The organism is Rubrivirga sp., assembly GCF_965213695.1.
Taxonomy (GTDB): Bacteria; Bacteroidota; Rhodothermia; order Rhodothermales; family Rubricoccaceae; genus Rubrivirga.
In genome coordinates this window covers 53,346-71,399 of record NZ_OZ243912.1, presented here as the reverse complement: position 1 = coordinate 71,399, position 18,054 = coordinate 53,346, and the positions used below count along the sequence as shown (strand labels likewise).

Annotated in this window: 17 protein-coding genes; all 17 read left to right on the top strand. The window is 73.7% G+C overall.

The annotated features are described in order from the left end of the window. Complete coding sequence (locus ACOOHE_RS00345) at positions 1-1,521, top strand: NAD(P)/FAD-dependent oxidoreductase (RefSeq protein WP_420455813.1); 1,521 nt, start codon at positions 1-3, stop codon at positions 1,519-1,521. A gap of 77 nt (positions 1,522-1,598) precedes the next feature. Next, positions 1,599-2,561 (top strand): glycosyltransferase family 2 protein, encoded by a 963-nt coding sequence (locus tag ACOOHE_RS00340; protein ID WP_420455812.1) that lies wholly within the window; start codon positions 1,599-1,601, stop codon positions 2,559-2,561. Positions 2,562-2,649: 88 nt separating this feature from the next. Continuing rightward, the gene (locus ACOOHE_RS00335) at positions 2,650-3,729 is read left to right on the top strand and encodes a Gfo/Idh/MocA family protein (RefSeq protein WP_420455811.1); all 1,080 of its coding nucleotides are present in this window, start codon (positions 2,650-2,652) and stop codon (positions 3,727-3,729) included. Further along, positions 3,726-4,751, top strand: a complete 1,026-nt coding sequence (locus ACOOHE_RS00330; protein WP_420455810.1) for a Gfo/Idh/MocA family protein — start codon at positions 3,726-3,728, stop codon at positions 4,749-4,751. Before ACOOHE_RS00335 ends, ACOOHE_RS00330 begins: the two co-directional genes overlap by 4 nt. Next, positions 4,748-5,941 (top strand): glycosyltransferase family 4 protein, encoded by a 1,194-nt coding sequence (locus ACOOHE_RS00325; protein WP_420455809.1) that lies wholly within the window; start codon positions 4,748-4,750, stop codon positions 5,939-5,941. The genes ACOOHE_RS00330 and ACOOHE_RS00325 overlap by 4 nt, the downstream gene beginning before the upstream one ends. After that, a complete protein-coding gene (locus tag ACOOHE_RS00320; RefSeq protein ID WP_420455808.1) occupies positions 5,934-6,920 on the top strand; it encodes a hypothetical protein in 987 nt (328 codons plus the stop codon). The genes ACOOHE_RS00325 and ACOOHE_RS00320 overlap by 8 nt, the downstream gene beginning before the upstream one ends. Further along, positions 6,921-7,901: an NAD-dependent epimerase/dehydratase family protein gene (locus ACOOHE_RS00315; protein WP_420455807.1), complete on the top strand. Its 981-nt coding sequence runs from the start codon at positions 6,921-6,923 to the stop codon at positions 7,899-7,901. A 4-nt stretch (positions 7,902-7,905) separates the two neighbouring features. Further along, positions 7,906-8,790, top strand: a complete 885-nt coding sequence (locus ACOOHE_RS00310) for a sulfotransferase (protein WP_420455806.1) — start codon at positions 7,906-7,908, stop codon at positions 8,788-8,790. After that, the gene (locus tag ACOOHE_RS00305) at positions 8,787-9,683 is read left to right on the top strand and encodes a sulfotransferase family protein (protein WP_420455805.1); all 897 of its coding nucleotides are present in this window, start codon (positions 8,787-8,789) and stop codon (positions 9,681-9,683) included. The genes ACOOHE_RS00310 and ACOOHE_RS00305 overlap by 4 nt, the downstream gene beginning before the upstream one ends. Then, the gene (locus ACOOHE_RS00300) at positions 9,680-10,624 is read left to right on the top strand and encodes a glycosyltransferase family 2 protein (RefSeq protein ID WP_420455804.1); all 945 of its coding nucleotides are present in this window, start codon (positions 9,680-9,682) and stop codon (positions 10,622-10,624) included. Before ACOOHE_RS00305 ends, ACOOHE_RS00300 begins: the two co-directional genes overlap by 4 nt. Before the next feature lie 19 nt (positions 10,625-10,643). Next, positions 10,644-11,525, top strand: coding sequence for a sulfotransferase family protein (locus ACOOHE_RS00295; protein WP_420455803.1), 882 nt, complete (start codon positions 10,644-10,646; stop codon positions 11,523-11,525). 5 nt (positions 11,526-11,530) lie between these two features. Then, positions 11,531-11,764: a hypothetical protein gene (locus tag ACOOHE_RS00290; protein WP_420455802.1), complete on the top strand. Its 234-nt coding sequence runs from the start codon at positions 11,531-11,533 to the stop codon at positions 11,762-11,764. 23 nt (positions 11,765-11,787) lie between these two features. After that, positions 11,788-13,317 carry a lipopolysaccharide biosynthesis protein gene (locus ACOOHE_RS00285; protein WP_420455801.1) on the top strand — a complete coding sequence of 510 codons (1,530 nt, stop codon included), beginning with the start codon at positions 11,788-11,790 and terminating at the stop codon, positions 13,315-13,317. Then, positions 13,314-13,463 carry a hypothetical protein gene (locus ACOOHE_RS00280; RefSeq protein ID WP_420455800.1) on the top strand — a complete coding sequence of 50 codons (150 nt, stop codon included), beginning with the start codon at positions 13,314-13,316 and terminating at the stop codon, positions 13,461-13,463. Before ACOOHE_RS00285 ends, ACOOHE_RS00280 begins: the two co-directional genes overlap by 4 nt. Then, positions 13,463-15,067, top strand: coding sequence for a hypothetical protein (locus ACOOHE_RS00275; protein WP_420455799.1), 1,605 nt, complete (start codon positions 13,463-13,465; stop codon positions 15,065-15,067). Before ACOOHE_RS00280 ends, ACOOHE_RS00275 begins: the two co-directional genes overlap by 1 nt. A gap of 84 nt (positions 15,068-15,151) precedes the next feature. Continuing rightward, positions 15,152-16,366 (top strand): methionine adenosyltransferase, encoded by a 1,215-nt coding sequence (metK, locus tag ACOOHE_RS00270; RefSeq protein ID WP_420455798.1) that lies wholly within the window; start codon positions 15,152-15,154, stop codon positions 16,364-16,366. Between the two features lie 344 nt (positions 16,367-16,710). After that, positions 16,711-18,006 (top strand): adenosylhomocysteinase, encoded by a 1,296-nt coding sequence (locus tag ACOOHE_RS00265; protein WP_420455797.1) that lies wholly within the window; start codon positions 16,711-16,713, stop codon positions 18,004-18,006. Positions 18,007-18,054: the final 48 nt, after the last annotated feature.

Sequence of the window (18,054 nt, the reverse complement as noted above, 5' to 3'; positions counted from 1 at the left end):
ATGCCCGACCGTTCCGAAGTCGTCGTCGTGGGAGGAGGGCCGGCCGGGCTCACGGCGGCGTACTCGCTGGCGACCCACGGCGTCCGCCCGCTCGTGGTGGAGAAGGCCGACAAGGTGGGCGGCATCTCGCGGACCGAGACCTACAAGGACTACCGGTTCGACATCGGCGGCCACCGCTTCTTTACCAAGGTCGGCGAGGTCGAGGCGCTGTGGCACGAGATCCTGGGCGACGACTTCGTCCAGACGCCGCGGCTCTCCCGGATCTACTACCGCGGCCGGTTCTTCCCGTACCCGCTCCAGCTCTGGCCCACGTTCCGCAACCTGGGCGCCGTCGAGAGCGGGCGGATTATGCTCAGCTACCTCTGGACGCGCCTGCGCCCGCCGTTCCCCCACGCCGAGAACCTGGAGGAGTGGGTGACGAACCGGTTCGGCCCCCGGCTCTACCGGACCTTTTTCAAGACGTACACCGAGAAGGTGTGGGGCATCCCCTGCACCGAGATCCGCGCCGACTGGGCGGCCCAGCGGATCAAGGAGCTCTCGCTCAAGCGGGCCATCGTCCACGCGCTCACGGGGCGGGCAAAGGACACGAGCCTGATCGGCACGTTCCAATACCCGCGCCTGGGGCCGGGCATGATGTGGGAACGCGCCGCCGGCCACGTCGAGCGGATGGGCGGGACGGTCGCGATGGAAACCGAAGTCGTCAAGCTGACCCACGTCGAGGTGGACGGCCAGCAGCGCGTGACGTCGGTCGTGCTTCGCGACGCGGACGGGGAGCGGACCGTCGAGGCCGAGCACGTCGTCAACTCGATGCCGATCACGCACCTGGTCCGCCGGCTCGATCCGCCAGCGCCGCCGGAGGTGCTGGAGGCGGCGCGCGGGCTGAGCTACCGCGATTTCCTGATCGTGTCGCTGGTCATCGACCGGGAGGACCTCTTCCCGGACAACTGGATCTACATCCACAGCCCCGAGGTCAGGGTCGGGCGGATCCAGAACTTCAAGAACTGGAGCCCCGAGATGGTGCCCGACGCCTCGAAGACGTGCCTTGGGCTGGAGTACTTCTGCACGCGCGGCGACGAGACGTGGGAGATGGACGACGACGCGCTCATCGCCCTCGCGACGCGCGAGCTGGCCGAGATCGGGCTCGCCCCGGCCGCCGCCGTCGAAGACGGCACCGTCATCCGCCAGCCGATGGCCTACCCGGTCTACGACGGGACCTACAAACAGCACTTGGCAACCATCCAGGGCTACCTCGACGGCTTCGAGAACCTCCAGACGACGGGCCGCGCCGGGATGCACCGCTACAACAACCAGGACCACTCCATGCTGACGGCGCTCTTGGCCGCGCGCAACATCCTGGGCCAGACGGCGGGCGACGGCAGCGCCCACGACCTGTGGGACGTCAACGTCGAGCGGTCGTACCACGAGGACTTTACGGTCGAGGAGGCGAAGGAGCGGGCGGTCGAGCGGCGGGAGCAGGACCGCTCGGAACGCGCGGCGGCCGAAACGATCCTCCCGAGATGACCGATGCCAATGCATGAGAGGCTGACGTCCACAACCCGCTCTGACCGATGACGACTCCCGTTTCCTCCACGCCGGAGGTGCGTCCCGACCTTTCCGTCGTGCTCGTCGGGGCGGGCGACGCGCGCTCGATCCGCAAGTCGTTCCGCCACCTCGCGGCGCAGACGATCCAGGACCGCGTCGAGGTGATCGTGGCCGTCCCCTCGGCCGAGGCGCTCGACCTGGAGTCGCTCCCGACGGACGGGTTCTGGGGCGTCGAGGTGGTGAGCACCGGGCCGCTCGTCTCGACGGCGCGGTCGCGCGTCCCGGCCGTCCGGGCGGCCTCGGCGCCTATTGTCGCGTTCGTCGAGGACCACAGCTTCCAGCCGCCCACCTGGGCCGAGCGCTTGGTCGAGGCGCACCGGGGGCCGTACGCGGCCGTCGCTCCGGTCCTCAGCAACGCCAACCCCAACACGGCCACCAGCCGGGCCAACTTCCTCATCGAGTACGGGCCGTGGCTCTGGGCCGACGGGCCGACCGAGCCGGAGCACCTTCCGGGCCACAACGACTCGTACAAGCGCGACGTGCTGCTGGCCTACGGCGACCGCCTCGGCGAGATGCTGGAGGCCGAGAGCCTGATCCACTGGGACCTCCGCGCGCGGGGCGAGCGGCTCCTGCTCCTGCCGGACCTCCGGGTCGAGCACGTCAACCACTCCCTCGTCTCGGCCGCCGCCCAGGTCCGTCTCAACGGCGGGCGGGCGTTCGCGGCGGCCCGGTCGCGCGAGTGGCCGTGGGCGAAGCGAGCGCTCTACGCGCTGGCGGCCCCGGCCATCCCCGCCGTCCGCTTCGCTCGGACGCTGCGGTCGGTCTGGGGGACGCCTTCGCAGGGCGCCGCCCTCCGGACGATCCCCGCCCTCGCGGGCTTCCTCGCCCTCGACGGCCTGGGCGAGATGATGGGCTACGCGCTCGGAGTCGGCAACGCCACGGCGGGGCTCAGCGCCATCGAGGTCCAGCGCGAGCGGTTCGTCCGGGACGACGAGAAGCCGCTCCTCCTCGACACATGAAGCGGCTCGGACTCACCGCCAGCGGTCCGTGCCCTGCGGCGGCGCGCTCGCTGCCGTCCTCACACCGACGACTCTTCCCCTGACTCTCATGTCTCCGCTTCGCGTCGGACTCGTCGGCTGCGGCCATCTGGCCCGCGAGGTCCACCTCCCGGTGCTGGCGTCGCTGCCCGGCGTCGAGGTCGTGGCCCTCGCCGACCCCGACGCTGGTGCGCGGGCCTCGGCCGCCCGGCTGGCGCCGACCGCCGCGCTGTACGAGACGCACGCGGCGCTCTTGGACGCCGCGGACCTCGACGCCGTCCTGGCGTGCCCGCCGACGGCGGCCCACGCCGACGTGGCCTGTGACGTGCTCGTGGCAGGGCGGGCGCTCTACCTCGAAAAGCCGATCGCGACAACACTCGACGACGCCGAGCGCGTGGTCGAGGCGTGGCGCGCGGCGGGCGTGCCGACGATGATGGGGTTCAACTACCGACTCAACCCGCTCTACGCCGACCTCCGGCGGCGCCTCCGCGCAGGCGAGGTGGGCGAGGTCGTCGCCGTCCGGACGACGTTCTCGTCGCGCGTCGGCGGCGGCGGCTGGCGCGGGCAGCGCGGCGCGGGCGGGGGCGTCCTGCTCGAAATCGCCTCGCACCACGTCGACCTCGTGCGGCACCTCCTGGACGACGAGGTGGCCGAGGTCGCCGCCGGGCTCTGGTCGCGCCGCTCCGACGACGACACGGCGACGCTCGACCTGCGGATGGCGAGCGGCGTGCCGGTCCAGACGTTCTGCTCGCTGAGCGCCGTCGAGGACGACCGCGTCGAGGTGATCGGCGAGCGCGGCGTGCTCCGCGTCTCGCGCTACGCCTCGCTCGCGGTCGAGCGCGTCGGGGCGGACGCGGGCGGGGCGGTGCCGTCGGTGGCCGGGCACGTCGCGCGGAGCGTGCGGGCGGCGCCGTACCTCTTCGAGAAACGGAAGGCCCCGTGGGGCGAGCCGTCGTATCGCCTCGCCCTCGGCCGGTTCGTCGAGGCGGCGCGGTCCGGTGAGGCCGTCGCCCCCGACCCCACGGACGGCGCCCGCTGTCTGGCCGTGCTGCTCGCGGCCGACGCCTCGGCCCGAGAGGGACGGCTCGTGGCGGTCGCCGACGTGGTGCCGTCGGGTCGTCCACACGCTCCCGCCGGAGGTTCGGCATGACGCGGATCGGGCTCATCGGATGCGGCCACATCGCCCAGGTCGCCCACCTCCCGGCGCTCCGGCGGCTGCCGGGCGTCGAGGTGGTGGCCGTTGCCGACCCTGGTGCCGGAGCCATCGCAGCGGAGACGGGAGCGGCGCAGTTTGCCGACGCAGAAGCGCTGCTCGCGGGCTCCGACGCCGAGGCCGTGGTCATCGCCACGCCAACGGCGACGCACGCCGACCTCGCCGTCGCGGCGTTCGCCGCCGGGCGACACGTCTACCTCGAAAAGCCCATCGCCCTCGACGTGGCCGACGGACGCCGTGTGGTCGAGGCCCGGCGCCGGGCGGGGACGGTCGGGCGCGTCGGCTTCAACTTCCGGTTCAACTCGCAGGTCGAGGCGGCCCGCGCGGCGCTGGCCGAGGGCCGCGTCGGCGAGGTCGTCGCCGTGCGGACCGTGTTCTCGGTCCCCCCGCAGGAGCGGGCGGGGTGGAGGGGCGTCCCGGGCCAGGGCGGCCACGTCCTCCTCGACGTCGCCTCGCACCACGTCGACCTGGTCCGGCACCTCCTGGCCGACGAGGTCGTCCGCGCGTTCGCCACGACGCGCTCGCTCCGAGCCGAGGCCGACCACGCCACGCTCGCGCTGGAGACGGCCGGGGGCGTCGGCGTGCAGACGTTCGTGTCGCTCGGCTCGGCGGACGAGTTCCGGCTCGACGTCTACGGCACGGCCGGGCGGCTGACCGTGGACCGGACGGGCGCGCCCGACGCCGAGATCACCGAGGCCACGTTCGACCGGGCGCGGGCGCGGCGCATCCGGCGGGCGCTGGGCCACCTCGACCCGCGCTTCCTGCTCCGCTCGCCGGGGCACGCGCCGTCGTTCGAGCGCGCGCTCGGTGCCTTCGTCGGGGCCGTCCGGGGCGAGCGCACGCCGGGGGCGACGCTGGACGACGGCCTCGCGACCCTCGCCGTGGTCGAGGCGGCCCTCGACTCCGCCCGGACGGGGCGGCCCGTCGACGTGACGCCCACGAGCGAGGCGTCGCCATGAGAGTTCTCCTCCTCAACGACTCCGCAGCGCCGACCGCCGGGGCCGAGTTCGCCACGCTCGCGCTCCGCGACGGGCTCCGCGCGCGGGGCCACGAGGTCCGCGTGCTCGCCAGCGACGCCGAGCTGCTCCCCGGCCCGAGCTTCGCCGACCGGACCTGCTTCGGCACCACGACGCGGCTCCAGACGCTCTCGTCGCTCGCCAACCCGTCGGCCGTCCGCGCGCTCCGCCGCGAGCTCGCGGCGTTCCGGCCCGACGTGGTCCACGTGACCATGTTCATGTGGCAGCTCTCGCCCGCCATCCTCCCGCTGCTCCGGGGCGTCCCGGCGGTCTACCACGCGGTGGTCTACAAGGCCGTCTGCCCGAAGGGCTCGAAGCGCCTGCCCGACGGCACGGGCTGCACGTTCCGGCCGGGCCTCGTGTGCCTCCGCGAGGGGTGCCTGACGGCGGCCGGGGCGGGGCCGCTCCTGCTCCAGCACGCCCTCTGGCGCCGAGGGCGCGAGGCGTTCGACCGGGTCGTGGCCGCGAGCGAGGCGGTCCGCGCACGGCTCGAAGCCGAGGACGTCCGCGTCGACGCCGTGATCTACCCGGCGTCGGTCCCGCCGCGCGTCGAGGCCGAGCCCGGCGGGGTCCCGCTCGTCACGTTCGTGGGGCGGCTGTCGCCGGACAAGGGCGCCGACGTGCTGCTGCGGGCGTTCCGCCGCGTCCTCGACCGCGTGCCCACCGCGCGGCTCCGGCTTATCGGGGCGGGCGAGGCCGAGGCCGACCTCCGCGCGCTGGCGGCGGGCCTCGGGTTGGGCGAGGCCGTCGAGTGGACGGGCGCCGTCTACGGCGAGGCCCTCGCCGAGCACGTCGCCGACGCCTGGGTCCACGTCGTCCCGTCGGTGTGGGCGGAAACCTTCGGGCTGACGACGACCGAGGCCATGCACCGGGGGACGGCGGTGGCCGCCACCGACATCGGCGGGTCGGCCGAGATCGTGGCCGATGGCGAGACGGGCCGGCTCGTCCCGCCCGGCGACGACCGCGCGCTCGCCGACGCGCTCGTCCCGATCCTGCGCGACCGCGCGCTGGCCGCCCGGATGGGCCGGGCCGGGCGCCGCCGTGCCGAGCGCCTGTTTACCGCCGACGCCACCGTCGACCGCTTCGCGGCGCTCTACCACGACCTCCTCGACCGCTCCCCCGTCCATGTCTAGTCCCGACCTCTCCGTTGTCTTGGTCGCCCCGAACGGGATGGGGTCGATCCGCCGCACGATGGCGTGCCTGCGCGCCCAGACCGCGCGCGAGCGCCTGGAGGTACTCGTCGTCGCGCCGTCGGCCGAGCTCCTCGACCTCGACGCGCTGGGGCGCGACCGATTCGCGGCCCTCCGTGCCGTCGAGGTCGGGCCGATCACGCAGCGCGGCGAGGCGGCGGCCGTCGCCGTCCGAGAGGCGACCGCGCCGATCGTGGCGTTCGTCGAGGACCACTCGTTCCCCCGTCCGGGCTGGGCCGAGGCGTTCCTCGACGCCCACGCTGGGGGCGACTGGGCCGCCGTCGGGCCGCGCGTCCACAACGCCAACGCCGACGCGCCGCTGAGCGTCGCCAACTTCGTCCTGACGTACGCCTCGACGAGCGGGCCGCAGGAGGCGGGGCCGCGCTCGCTGCTGGCCTTCCACAACTCGGCCTACCGCCGCGACCTCCTGCTGGCCTACGGCGACCGGCTGGGGCCACTTTTGGAGTGGGAGGGCGACCTCCAGGACGACCTGATGGCGCAGGGGCGCCAGCTCTACCTCGAGCCTCGCGCCGAGACCGACCACCTCAACGTGTCCGGGATGCGGTCCACGATCCGGCTTCACCTGCTGCGCGGCCGGATGATGGGCGGCGACCGCGCGACACGCGAGCGCTGGCCCGTCTGGAAGCGGGCGCTCTACGTCGCGGGCGCGCCGCTCTTCCCGCTCATGCAGTGGCGCCACGTGGCGCCCGAGATCCGGCGCTGGGGGCTCGGGACGGCCGAGCGCGTCCGGCTCGCTCCGTGGCTCGCGCTCGTGCTCGGCGCGGCGGCTGTGGGCGAGGCCGCGGGTTACCTCCTGGGGCCGGGCCGGGCGCGGGACCGCTGGCAGTCGTTCGAGCTGTACCGGACGCGCCACCTCTCCCGCAAGGAGCGTCGGCAGCGGGCCGCCGCCACCGAGGGCTAGATGCGCGTCCTCGTCACCGGAGCCACGGGATTTATCGGCGGCGCTCTTGTGGAGCGCCTCGCGGACGAAGGCGTGTCCGTCCGGGCGGGGCACCGGGCCACGAGCGACGTACGCCCACTCGACACGCTGGGCGTCGAGCGGGCGATTGCGGATCTCGACGATCCCAGAACACTCCGCAAAGCGGTTCGGGGATGCACGCACGTCGTCCACCTCGCGGCGGTCCGCACTCGAAATGGGTTCTCACCCGCCGAGGTCGCGCGCACCAACGTGGCCGGGACCGAGGCGCTGGCCCGCGCGTCGGCGGCAGAGGGGGTCGAGCGGTTCGTGTTCGGGAGCACGATCGGCGTCTACGGCTTCGTCACGCGCTCGCCCGTCGACGAGGCGACGCCGCTCCGCCCGAACTCGCCCTACCGACGCTCGAAGGCGGAGGCCGAGCGCGCGCTCCGCGCCGTCGAGGCCGAGACGGGCCTGCCTGTCGCCATCGGGCGGATTTGCAGCACGGTCGGGCCGGGCGCCTGGGGCTGGCGCCCGCTGGTCCGGTCGGTCCGGGACGGCTCATTCCGGCTCATAGGCGACGGCTCGAACCGCATCCACACCGCCCACGTGAGCGAGATGGCCGACGCGCTGTGGCGGTGCGCCGTCCGCCCCCAAGCGGCGGGCGAGACGGTCGTGCTCGGGGGCGCGGCGCCCGTCTCGGTCCGCGCGTTCACCGGCGCCGTCGCGGACGCGCTGGGCGTGCCGCGCCCGGCGCCCGGCCCACCGGCCGCTCCGTACGTCGCCGCGTGCCACGCCGCGTCCTGGGCGTTCCGGCGGACCGGCGCGTTCAGCCGGTGGCTCTACGCCCGCGAGATGCTCGTCGCGGACAAGTGGGCCGACACCGCGAAGGCCCGCACTCGCCTCGGCGTCGCGCCGACGTGGGCCGCCGAGGACGCGGTCTCCGACATGGTCGGGGCCTTCGTCGCTGCGGACGCCCTCCGCTGACGCCATGTCTCGACCCATCCCCACCCACCCCGTCGCACGTGCCCTCGACCTGGCGCGGATCTACGCCGAGACGACGCCGCTCGTGCGGCGGTCCGGCCGCGTGTTCGACGACGTGCGGCTGTACGTCAACTTCGTCGGCTACCCCCGGAGCGGGAGCAGCATCGTTGGCGCCCTCCTCGACGCCCACCCCAACGCGGTCGTCGCCAGCGAGGAGGGCGCGCTCCAGTACGTCTACGTCGGGTTCGGGCGACGGCGCCTGTTCGCGCGTCTGCTCTGGAACACGCAGGCCGTCGGGCACTCGCGGACGCACGGCGGGCGCACCCGGCAAGGCGGCTATTCGTACGACGTGCCGGGGCAGTGGCAGGGGCGGCACCGGCGGATCGAGGTCATCGGCGACAAGTTCAGTCAGTACAACTCGACTCGGCTGGGCCGGGACCCGGCGTTGTTGGGACGGCTGCGCCGCAAGGTCGACGTCCCCCTGTGCCACGTCCACGTGGTCCGCAACCCGTTCGACACCGTGAGCACGATGGCCCGCCGCCGCGTCGAAAAGGTCGGCGGGACGGTCGATCTCGAAACGGCCGTCGTGGACTACGAGGTGCTGTGCCGCCACACGGCGGACGTCCTCGCCCGCGCCCGCGACGCCGGGGACGCGACGCACGAGCTTCGCCACGAGGCGTTCGTCGCCCAGCCCGCCGCCGAGCTGGCGGCGCTCTGCCGCGTGCTCGGCCTCGACCCGTCGGCGGCGTACCTCGACGCCTGCGCGGGGATCGTGGCCGAGGCGCCCCGCCGCACCCGGACCCGCGTGTCCTGGGGCGCCTCGGAGCAGCGCACGCTGGAGCGCCTGATCCAGACGACGCCCTTTCTGGAGGGCTACACGTTCGAGGCATGACCCAGGCCGCCCCCGTCCACCCCGCGCTCACCGCGACCCCGCCCCCGAACCCCACGGGCGGCGCGTGGCCCACGTTCCTCGTCATCGGCGCCATGAAGTGCGGCACGACGAGCCTCCACCACTACCTCTCGCTCCATCCCGGCATCGGGATGAGCGCCCAGAAGGAGCTCTCGTTCTTCGCCGCCGAGCGGACCTGGGGCCGCGGGGCGGACTGGTACCGGGCGTGGTTCTCGCCCGACGATCCGGTCCGCGGCGACGTCTCGCCCGCCTACGCCACCGCGCCGGTCCTCGGCGGGGTGCCCGAGCGGATCCACGCGCTCGTCCCCGACGTGCGGCTGGTGTACCTCGTCCGAGACCCCATCGACCGGATCGTGGCGCAGTACGCGCACGCCTGGTGGCAGGGGACGGAGACGCGCCCGTTGCCGGAGGCCGTCCGCGCGTCCCCGGACGCCTACGTCGCGCGGAGCCGGTATTTCTTCCAGATCGAGCGCTACCTGCCCTACTTCGACGCCCGGCAGCTCCTCGTCGTGGACCAGGACGACCTGCTCCGCCGCCGCCGCGCGACGCTCGGCGAGGTGTTCGCCTTCGTCGGCGCCGACCCCGACGTGTGGGACCCCCGGTTCCAGATCCGCCACCACCGGACGGGACAAAAGCGGCGACTGACGCCGCTGGGCGAGCGGCTGGTACAGGCTCGGGGGTTCCAGGCCCTCCGGCACCTCCCGCGCGATCTCCAGTGGCACGCCGAGCGTTGGGTCACGTGGCCGGTCTCGCGCCCCGTTCCGACGCCCGTCGTGACGCCCGCGCTCCGGGCCGAGCTAGAGGACGCGTTCACCGACGACGTGGCCCGGCTGCGGGCCTTCACCGACAAGCCCTTCGCCTCATGGTCGCTGTGACCTCTTCCCCCTCCGGTCCGGCCACGAGCGCGCCCACCCTCAGCGTCATCGTGCCGACGTACGCCCGGCCGGAGCGGCTGGCGGCGTGCCTCGACGCGCTCGCCCGGCAGGAGCCTCCGGCCGGCGGCCTCGAGGTCGTCGTCGTCGACGACGGGAGCCCGACGCCCGCCGCGTCCGTCGCGGCGCCGTTCGAGGGGCGGCTGGACCTCACGGTGCTCCGCCAGCCGAACGCGGGGCCGGCGGTGGCGCGCAACACGGGGGCCGCTCGGGCGCGCGGCGCCCTCCTCGCCTTCACCGACGACGACTGCCAGCCAGAGCCCGGATGGGCGCGGGCGCTCGTCGAGGCGGCCCAGAGGCACCCGGACCACCTCCTCGTCGGCGAGACGGTCAACGCCCTCCCCCAAAACCCGTTCGCCACGGCCAGCCAGCTCCTGATCTCGTACCTCTACGACTACTTCGGGCCGGAGAGCGGCCGGGCGCTCTTTGTGGCCTCGAACAACATGGCTCTCCCGGCGGAGTCCTTCCGGGCGATGGGGGGGTTCGACGCAACGTTCGGCCTGGCTGCGGGCGAAGACCGGGACTTCGCCGTCCGCTGGCACGAGGCCGGGCGGCCCGCCGCCCTCGTCCCCGGCGCGGTGGTGCAGCACGCCCACGAGATGGGGCTCCTGGGGTTCTGGCGCCAGCACACGCATTACGGACGCGGGGCCGCCCACTACCACGACCTCCGGGGCGAGCGGGGCGTCGGGGATCAGGGGGTGGAGCCGCTGGGGTTCTACGCCGGTCTCGTGGCCTACCCGCTCCGCGAGTCGGTGGCGCCGAAGGCGTGGCTCCACGCCGGCCTCCTCGGGCTGGCGCAGGTGGCGAACGCGCTCGGCTACGCCGCCGCGCGCCGAGGGCGTGCCCCGAAGCGCGTGCGCCCCTCGACGCGACGCCGTTTTTAATGGGCCACCCCTTCGAGACATGAACGCGATTCTCCCTGCGATCCGAGGACGGGACCTCCGACAGGAGGGCGCCCTGCCGACGTTCCTCATCATCGGCGCCATGAAGTGTGGCACGACGAGCCTGCACTACTACCTCTCGCTCCACCCCGAGATCGGGATGTCGGCGGAGAAGGAGCTGGCGTTCTTCGTGGCGAAGCGGAACTGGCACCGCGGCGAGCGCTGGTACCGCCGCCAGTTCGACCCGGCCTACGGCGTCCGGGGAGAGGCGTCGCCGCACTACACCTGCTTCTCGCAGTTCCCCGACGTTCCCGAGCGGATGCACGCGCTCGTGCCGGAGGCGCGGCTGATCTACCTCGTCCGCGACCCCGTCGACCGACTGGTCTCCCACTACTGCCACGCCGTCTCCATGGGGAGGGAGGACCGGCCGCTCGCGGAGGCCGTCCGCGAGCCGGACTCGGCGTACCTCGCGCGGAGCCAGTACCACTGCCAGATCGCGCGCTACCTCCCGTACTACGGCCGCGACCAGATCCTCGTCGTGGACCAGGACGACCTGCTCCGCCGCCGCCGCGCGACGCTCGGCGAGGTGTTCGCCTTCGTCGGCGCCGACCCCGACGTGTGGGACCCCCGGTTCGAGTGGGAGCGCCACCGGACGGACCGCAAGCGGGTCAAGACGGCGCTCGGCGAGCGGGTAGCGGCGTCGTGGCCGATGCGGGCCATCGGTCGGCTTCCGAATCGGTATCGGTGGCCCATCGAGGACGCGGTCTACTGGCCGGTCTCGCGGCCGGTCGAGCGGCCCGTCGTCTCGCCGGGCCTCCGCGCCGAGATCGCCCGTCGGCTCGAGGCCGACGTGGCCCGCTGGCGGGCCTTCACCGGGCGGCCGTTCTCTCACTGGTCTTTGTAAGCGCCATGATTGACATCGGATGCGGGCACACCGCCCAGGTCGCCCACCTCCCGGCGCTGCGACGGCTGCCGGACGTCGAGGCGGCGGCCGTCGCCGAGGCCGACGCTGCGCCCGGAACCCACCTCGCCGCGTGCGCCGGGATCGTCCGCTCGACCCCACGCCAGAGCCGACACGAGGCGGCGTGGACGCCCACCCAGCACGACGCCGTCGCCCGACGGGCGGACCGCTTCGACGCATGACCTTCGCGCCCTCCCCCCGACCCGTGCGCCCGCCGCCCGACCGTGCGCTCGCCGACCCGCCCAGCGTGGTCGGTGGCCGGGACGGGGTGGGGCAGCGGTCGATCCGCTCCGGGTTCGTGCGGTTCGGAGAGCAGGGGAGCGTGCTCCTCCTCAGCATCGGCTCGACGGCCGTCCTGGCCCGGCTGCTGACGCCCGAGGACTTCGGGCTCGTCGCGATGGTGAGCGTGCTCGCGTCGGTCGTCTACAGCGTCAAGCACTTCGGGCTTCCCATGGCGCTCGTTCACCGCGACACGATCCGCCCCGAGGCCGCCGCGGCGACGTTCTGGGCGACGGTCGTGTTGGCCGGCGGGATCTGCCTGCTGATGGCCGCAGGAGGGCCGCTCCTGGCGTGGTTCTTTGGCGAGCCCCGCCTCGTCGGGCTGACCGCCGCGACGGCGGCCGGGTTGTTCGTGATCGCGCTCGGAGCGCCGCACGAGGCCATGCTGATGCGCGAGATGCGGTTCGGGGTGCTCGCCGCCATCTCCGTCGGCGCGACGGCCCTGGGGATGGGCGTCGGCGTCGCGGCGGCCTGGGCGGGGCTGGGCGTGTGGGCGCTGATCCTTCAGGTCCTCGTCACCGACGGCGTGAAGACGGCGGCCTCGTGGGCCGCGTCGGACTGGCGGCCGTCGTGGGAGCCGAGGACGTGGAGGCACTCCGGGCTCCGGGCGATCGCCGGGTACAGCGCTCCGTACGCGGGCTTCGGAGTCGTCGACCACGTGGGGCGCCGGCTCGACCGCATCCTCATCGGCTACGCGGGGGGCGCCAGCGTGCTGGGGCTGTACACGAATGCGTTTCGGTGGTCGCTCTTCCCGCTGGAGCAGGTGTTCAAGCCGCTCAGCGGTGTCGCCGTCTCCGGCCTGAGCCGTGTGCAGGGGGAAGCGGAGGTGTTCCGGAGGTACGTCCAGCGCAGCATGACGCCCGTGCTGGCGCTCGTGCTTCCGGCCCTCGCGTTCGTCGTCGTCGCGGCCGACCCGGTCGTCCGCGTGCTGCTGGGCGACCAGTGGCTCGCGGCGATCCCCCTGCTGCGATGGCTGGCGGCGGCGGCGTTTTTGCGGTGCTTCTCGAAGGTGGCCTACTGGCTGTTCCTGGCCGAGGGGCGGACGCGCCACCAGTTCCGCTGGGGGCTCGTCTCGACGCCCGTCCTGATCGTCGCGGTCGTCATCGGCGTGCAGTGGGGGGCCTACGGCGTGGCGGTCGGGTTCTTCGTGGCGACGGCCGTGCTGGTGGTCCCCGAGTGGGCGGTCGCGCTGCACGGGTCCGCAGTTCGGGCAGAGGACTTGGTCGCGGCGGCGTGGCGCCCGGTCCTGGCGGCCGTGACGGCGGCGCTGGCCGAGTGGGGCGTCAGCGGCGGATACCCCGAGGGTGCGGTGGGGGAGCTGTGCGCGGGAGCGGCCGTCTTTGCCGTCGTCTACGCGGCGACCTGGCTGGGACTCCCCGGAGGCCGAGAGTCCACCCGGCAAGTGGTTTTGCTCTTGCGCGCGCTTCGTCCCTCCCCCGCTCCCCCGGTCGCATGAGCGAGCCCCACGTCATCATCCCGACGTACGACCGGCCCGCGCGGCTGGTGGCCGTCCGCTTAGGCGGCGCCGTCGTCGGGCTCGATACCCTCGACGTGGCGCAGCTCGCGAACGCCGTCGGCTACGCGCTCGGTGGGGACCGATGATGGCGCCCGCCCCGCCCCGCCCCTCGGCAACGCCCCCGCCCGACGGCCGGGAGGGCCGAGGTCTGGAGGCCGACCGGACGCCGCCCCTCTGGCTGCGGCGGACGGTCGCCGTCCTCGCCGCGCTCCTGTTCGTCGTCCACGTCGCCGCGCGCGACGACGGCGCCCCGTGGAACGGGGACGCGGTGCAGTACACGATCCACGCCGAGAACCTGGTAGACGGCCGGCCCTACGCCGAAACGGGCCACCTCATCAACGCCGACCGGACGCTGATGCCGGTGGCCTACCCGCCGGGGTACCCGCTGATGCTGACGCCGATCGTGGCCCTCGGTGGTCGGTCCCGTGCGGCCGTCGGCGCGCTCCAGGCCGCGTGCCTGGCGGCGTCGGCGTGGTTGTTCGCGGCGCTGTACTGGCGGCGCCTCTCGCCGGCCGGGGTCGTCGGGCTCGTGCTCCTCGTCGGGCTCAGCCCGTTCCTGTCGGTCCAGGTGAACGCCGGGTACACGGCCCTCCCGTTCCTCGCCGCCGTGGGCCTCGCCCTCGTCGCCATCGACCGGTCCGGCCGAGCGGCCACGTCGCGGCAGGCCATCCTGTGGGCGGTCGCCGCGGGGCTGGCCGGGGGCGGGGCGATTCTGGTGCGGGCGCTCGGCGTGGTGCTCGTGCCCGCGTTCGTGGTGCCGGCCCTCGGGCGGACGCGGCGAGCGACGCTCCGCCCCGCGCTCGTCGCGGCGGCCGTCGCCGTGGTGGTCGCCCTCGGGGTCTTGGGCGCGGCGGACTGGGAGGTCGGCGGGCAGGTCGTCACCGGGTCGAGGGACGACACGGGGTACGACGAGATCGCCGAGGCGACGTTTGGGCGGGGGGCGGCCAGGGTCCCGCGCCACGTCGCCGCTCGTGCCGTGGGGTACGCGCGGATGGACCGCGAGGTGCTGTGGGCGTTGCCCGAGGCCGGCCGGTGGGTCCACCTCCCGCTCCGGCTGCTGGGGCTGCTGGTGTTGGGCGTCGGGGTGTGGGCGTCGGCGCGGAGGGTCCGGCCGGCCGAGGCGTTCGCCGCGCTCTACCTCCTGGCCCTGATGCCGTGGTCGTTCGGGTGGCCCCGCTATCTCGTCCCGGTCGTGCCGATCCTGTACGCCGTCCTGCTCCTCGGGGCCGAGCGGATCTGGACGTGGGCCGAGCGCGGGCGCGCCGTGGCGGCCGTGCCCCTGGCCGCGTGCGGAGTCCTGCTCGTCCCGTTCCTCTCTCACGGCGTCGGCCGGATGGTGGACCGCGTCGCGGACGGCCCGTCGCCGGTCCGGCCCGCGGGGTTCGAGCTGGTCGCGCAGGCGACGCCGCCCGAGGCCATCGTCCTTACTACGCGGGTCGACCCGCGACCGCTCATCTTCGCGACGGGGCGCCGCGCGTCGACGGCCCCGGAGGACACGGCGGCGTGGCGGGGCTACGCGCGCCGGGTCGGGGCCGAGTACGTCCTCGCGACGGGGGACCGCCCGCGGGCGGCGGCGTGGGCGGCGGCCTCGGCCTGGCGGCTGGTGGCTCGCGACGAGGCCGCCGACCTCTACGCCGCCGACTCGGCCGCTGCGCGGCCCGGGACCGCGCCAGGTACGGCGGTGCCGTAGGGCGGTGCCGTAGGGCGGAGCGGCCGGCGCCCCGGCGCGTCTATCTTCGCCGGCCCCTCCGCACTCGATCCGCCCCCGCTCCGCATGGCGCTCCTGTTCACCTCCGAGTCCGTCTCGGAAGGCCACCCCGACAAGGTCTCCGACCAGATCTCCGACGCGCTCCTCGACGCCTTCCTCGCGGGCGACCCCAAGAGCCGCTGCGCCATCGAGACGCTGTGCACGACGGGCCTGGTCGTGGTCTCGGGCGAGGTTACGAGCGACACCTACGTCGACGTCCAGGAGGTCGTCCGCGCGACCATCGAGGAGATCGGCTACACCGACCCGCTGTTGCAGTTCGACGCCCGGAGCTGCGGCGTCCTCGTGTCCATCCACGAGCAGTCGGCCGACATCGCCCAGGGCGTCGACGGCGACGCCGGGCTCCACCAAGAGCAGGGCGCCGGCGACCAGGGCATGATGTTCGGCTACGCCACGCGCGAGGACGAGGCGACGCTGATGCCGCTCGCGTTGATGCTCTCCCACCGACTCGTGGCCCGGCTCGCCGAGATCCGCAAGGCTGGCGAGGTGATGACCTACCTCCGGCCGGACGCGAAGAGCCAGGTCACCATCGAGTACGACGCCGACGGCCGGACGCCCCGGCGGGTCCACACCGTCGTGATCTCGACCCAGCATGACGACCTCGACGGCGACGACCACGCCGCGCTCGCCCAGGTCAAGGCCGACGTGAGGGAGCACGTCCTCCCCCACGTCCTGCCCGCCGACTTGGTCGACGACGGCCTCACGCTCCACGTCAACCCGACCGGCACCTTCGTCATCGGCGGGCCCCACGGCGACACCGGGCTGACCGGCCGCAAGATCATCGTCGACACCTACGGCGGGAAGGGGGCCCACGGCGGCGGCGCGTTCTCGGGCAAGGACCCGTCGAAGGTGGACCGGAGCGCGGCCTACGCCACGCGCCACGTGGCCAAAAACCTGGTGGCCGCCGGGCTGGCCGACGAGGCGCTCGTCCAGGTCGCCTACGCCATCGGCGTGGCCGACCCGGTCTCGATCCGCGTCGAGACGAACGGGACGGGGACGGGCCTCAGCGACGCCCGGTTGGCCGACCTCGTGACGGAGGTCGTGGACCTCCGGCCGGCGGCCATCATCGAACGGTTCGGGCTCATCGACCCCGACGGCGACGTCCGCCCGCGCTACCGCGCCACGGCGGCCTACGGCCACTTCGGCCGCGACGGGTTCCCGTGGGAGCGGCTCGACCTGGTCGACGCGCTGACGGAGGCGGCCCACGCGGCGCGGGCCGCGTAACGACACACATGAAACCGCCGCCCCGTACAGCGGGGGCGGCGGTTTCGGCGTTCGGGGAGTCGGCTCGATCCCACCACGAACTGAGCCGGTCCCGAACGGAAGGTCGACGGGGCACAGAGGGGGGCCCGCGAGGGGGCCGACGCCGTGACCCGTCGGATGCCCCAAGGTCACGCGGCCCGCCGGTCGCCGCCTCGGGGGATCCCACGATTCGCCGTCGGCCCCGTGTGCGGCGCGGGCCTCGGCCGCCCGGCGAATTTGCACAGTCTGCCCGCCTGAGCGGCCCGGGCTCGCCCTAGCTTTTGCACGACCCCGAAACCACGCCGCACCGCCGGCCCCCGACACCGATGGACCACAAGGAAGGACAGTACAAGGTCGCCGATCTCTCGCTCGCGCCCGACGGCCGCAAGCGGATCGAGTGGGCCGAGAGCCGGATGCCGGTGCTCATGCGGCTCCGCGAGGAGTACAGCCAGTCCCAGCCGTTCGCCGGCTACAAGATCACGGGCTGCCTCCACGTGACCAAGGAGACGGCCGTGCTCATCGAGACGCTCAAGGCGTGCGGGGCCGAGGTCGCGTGGAGCGGCTGCAACCCGCTCTCGACGAACGACTCCGTCGCCGCCGCGCTCGCGGTCGGCCCGAACGGCGACGGCGGCGGCGTCGAGATCTACGCCTGGTACGGCCAGGACACCGACGGCTTCTACTGGTCCATCGACCGGACCATCGACAAGACGCCCCACACGACGCTCGACGACGGGGCCGACCTCATCTTCCGCGTCCACAGCGCGTTCCCCGAGAAGCTCGACGACATCATCGGCGGCTCGGAGGAGACGACGACCGGCGTCCACCGACTGAGGGCGATGGCCGCCGACGGCAAGCTGGGCTACCCCGTCTTCGCCGTCAACGACGCCGAGACGAAGTGGGACTTCGACAACGTCTACGGGACGGGCCAGAGCACGCTCGACGGCATCCTGCGCGGCTCGTCGGTCTTGATCGCGGGCAAGAACTTCGTCGTCGCCGGCTACGGCCACTGCGGGCGCGGCGTCGCGATGCGGGCCAAGGGCATGGGCGCCAACGTCATCGTGACCGAGGTCAAGCCGACGGCGGCCCTCAAGGCCACGCTCGACGGCATGCGCGTCATGACGATGGCGGAGGCGGCGACGGTCGGCGACATCTTCGTGACGGCGACCGGCATGAAGGACATCATCCGCGGCGAGCACTTCGTCTCGATGAAGGAGGGGGCCATCGTGTGCAACACGGGCCACTACGACGTCGAGCTCAACCTGAAGGAGCTGGCGGAGGCCTCGCAGGACACGCGGATGATCCGCGACGACAACCGCGAGTACACGCTCGACAACGGCAAGAAGGTCTACGTCTTGGCCGACGGCCGCTTGGTGAACCTGGCCGCCGCCGAGGGCCACCCGTCGGAGGTCATGGACATGAGCTTCGCCAACCAGTTCCAGGCCCACCTCGCCCTCATCCAGCGCCACGAGGCCGGCGAGGAGATGCCGAACGACGTCCTCGACCTGCCCGAGGAGCTCGACCAGCAGATCGCCCGCGTCAAGCTGGAGACGATGGGCCTCGAGATCGACACGCTGACCGACGAGCAGGTGGCCTACGCCACCGACTACTCGGCCGGCACCTGACCGCACGAGCCCGCTGGCGCCAGCGCCAGTCCCCGACCGGGGTGGCTA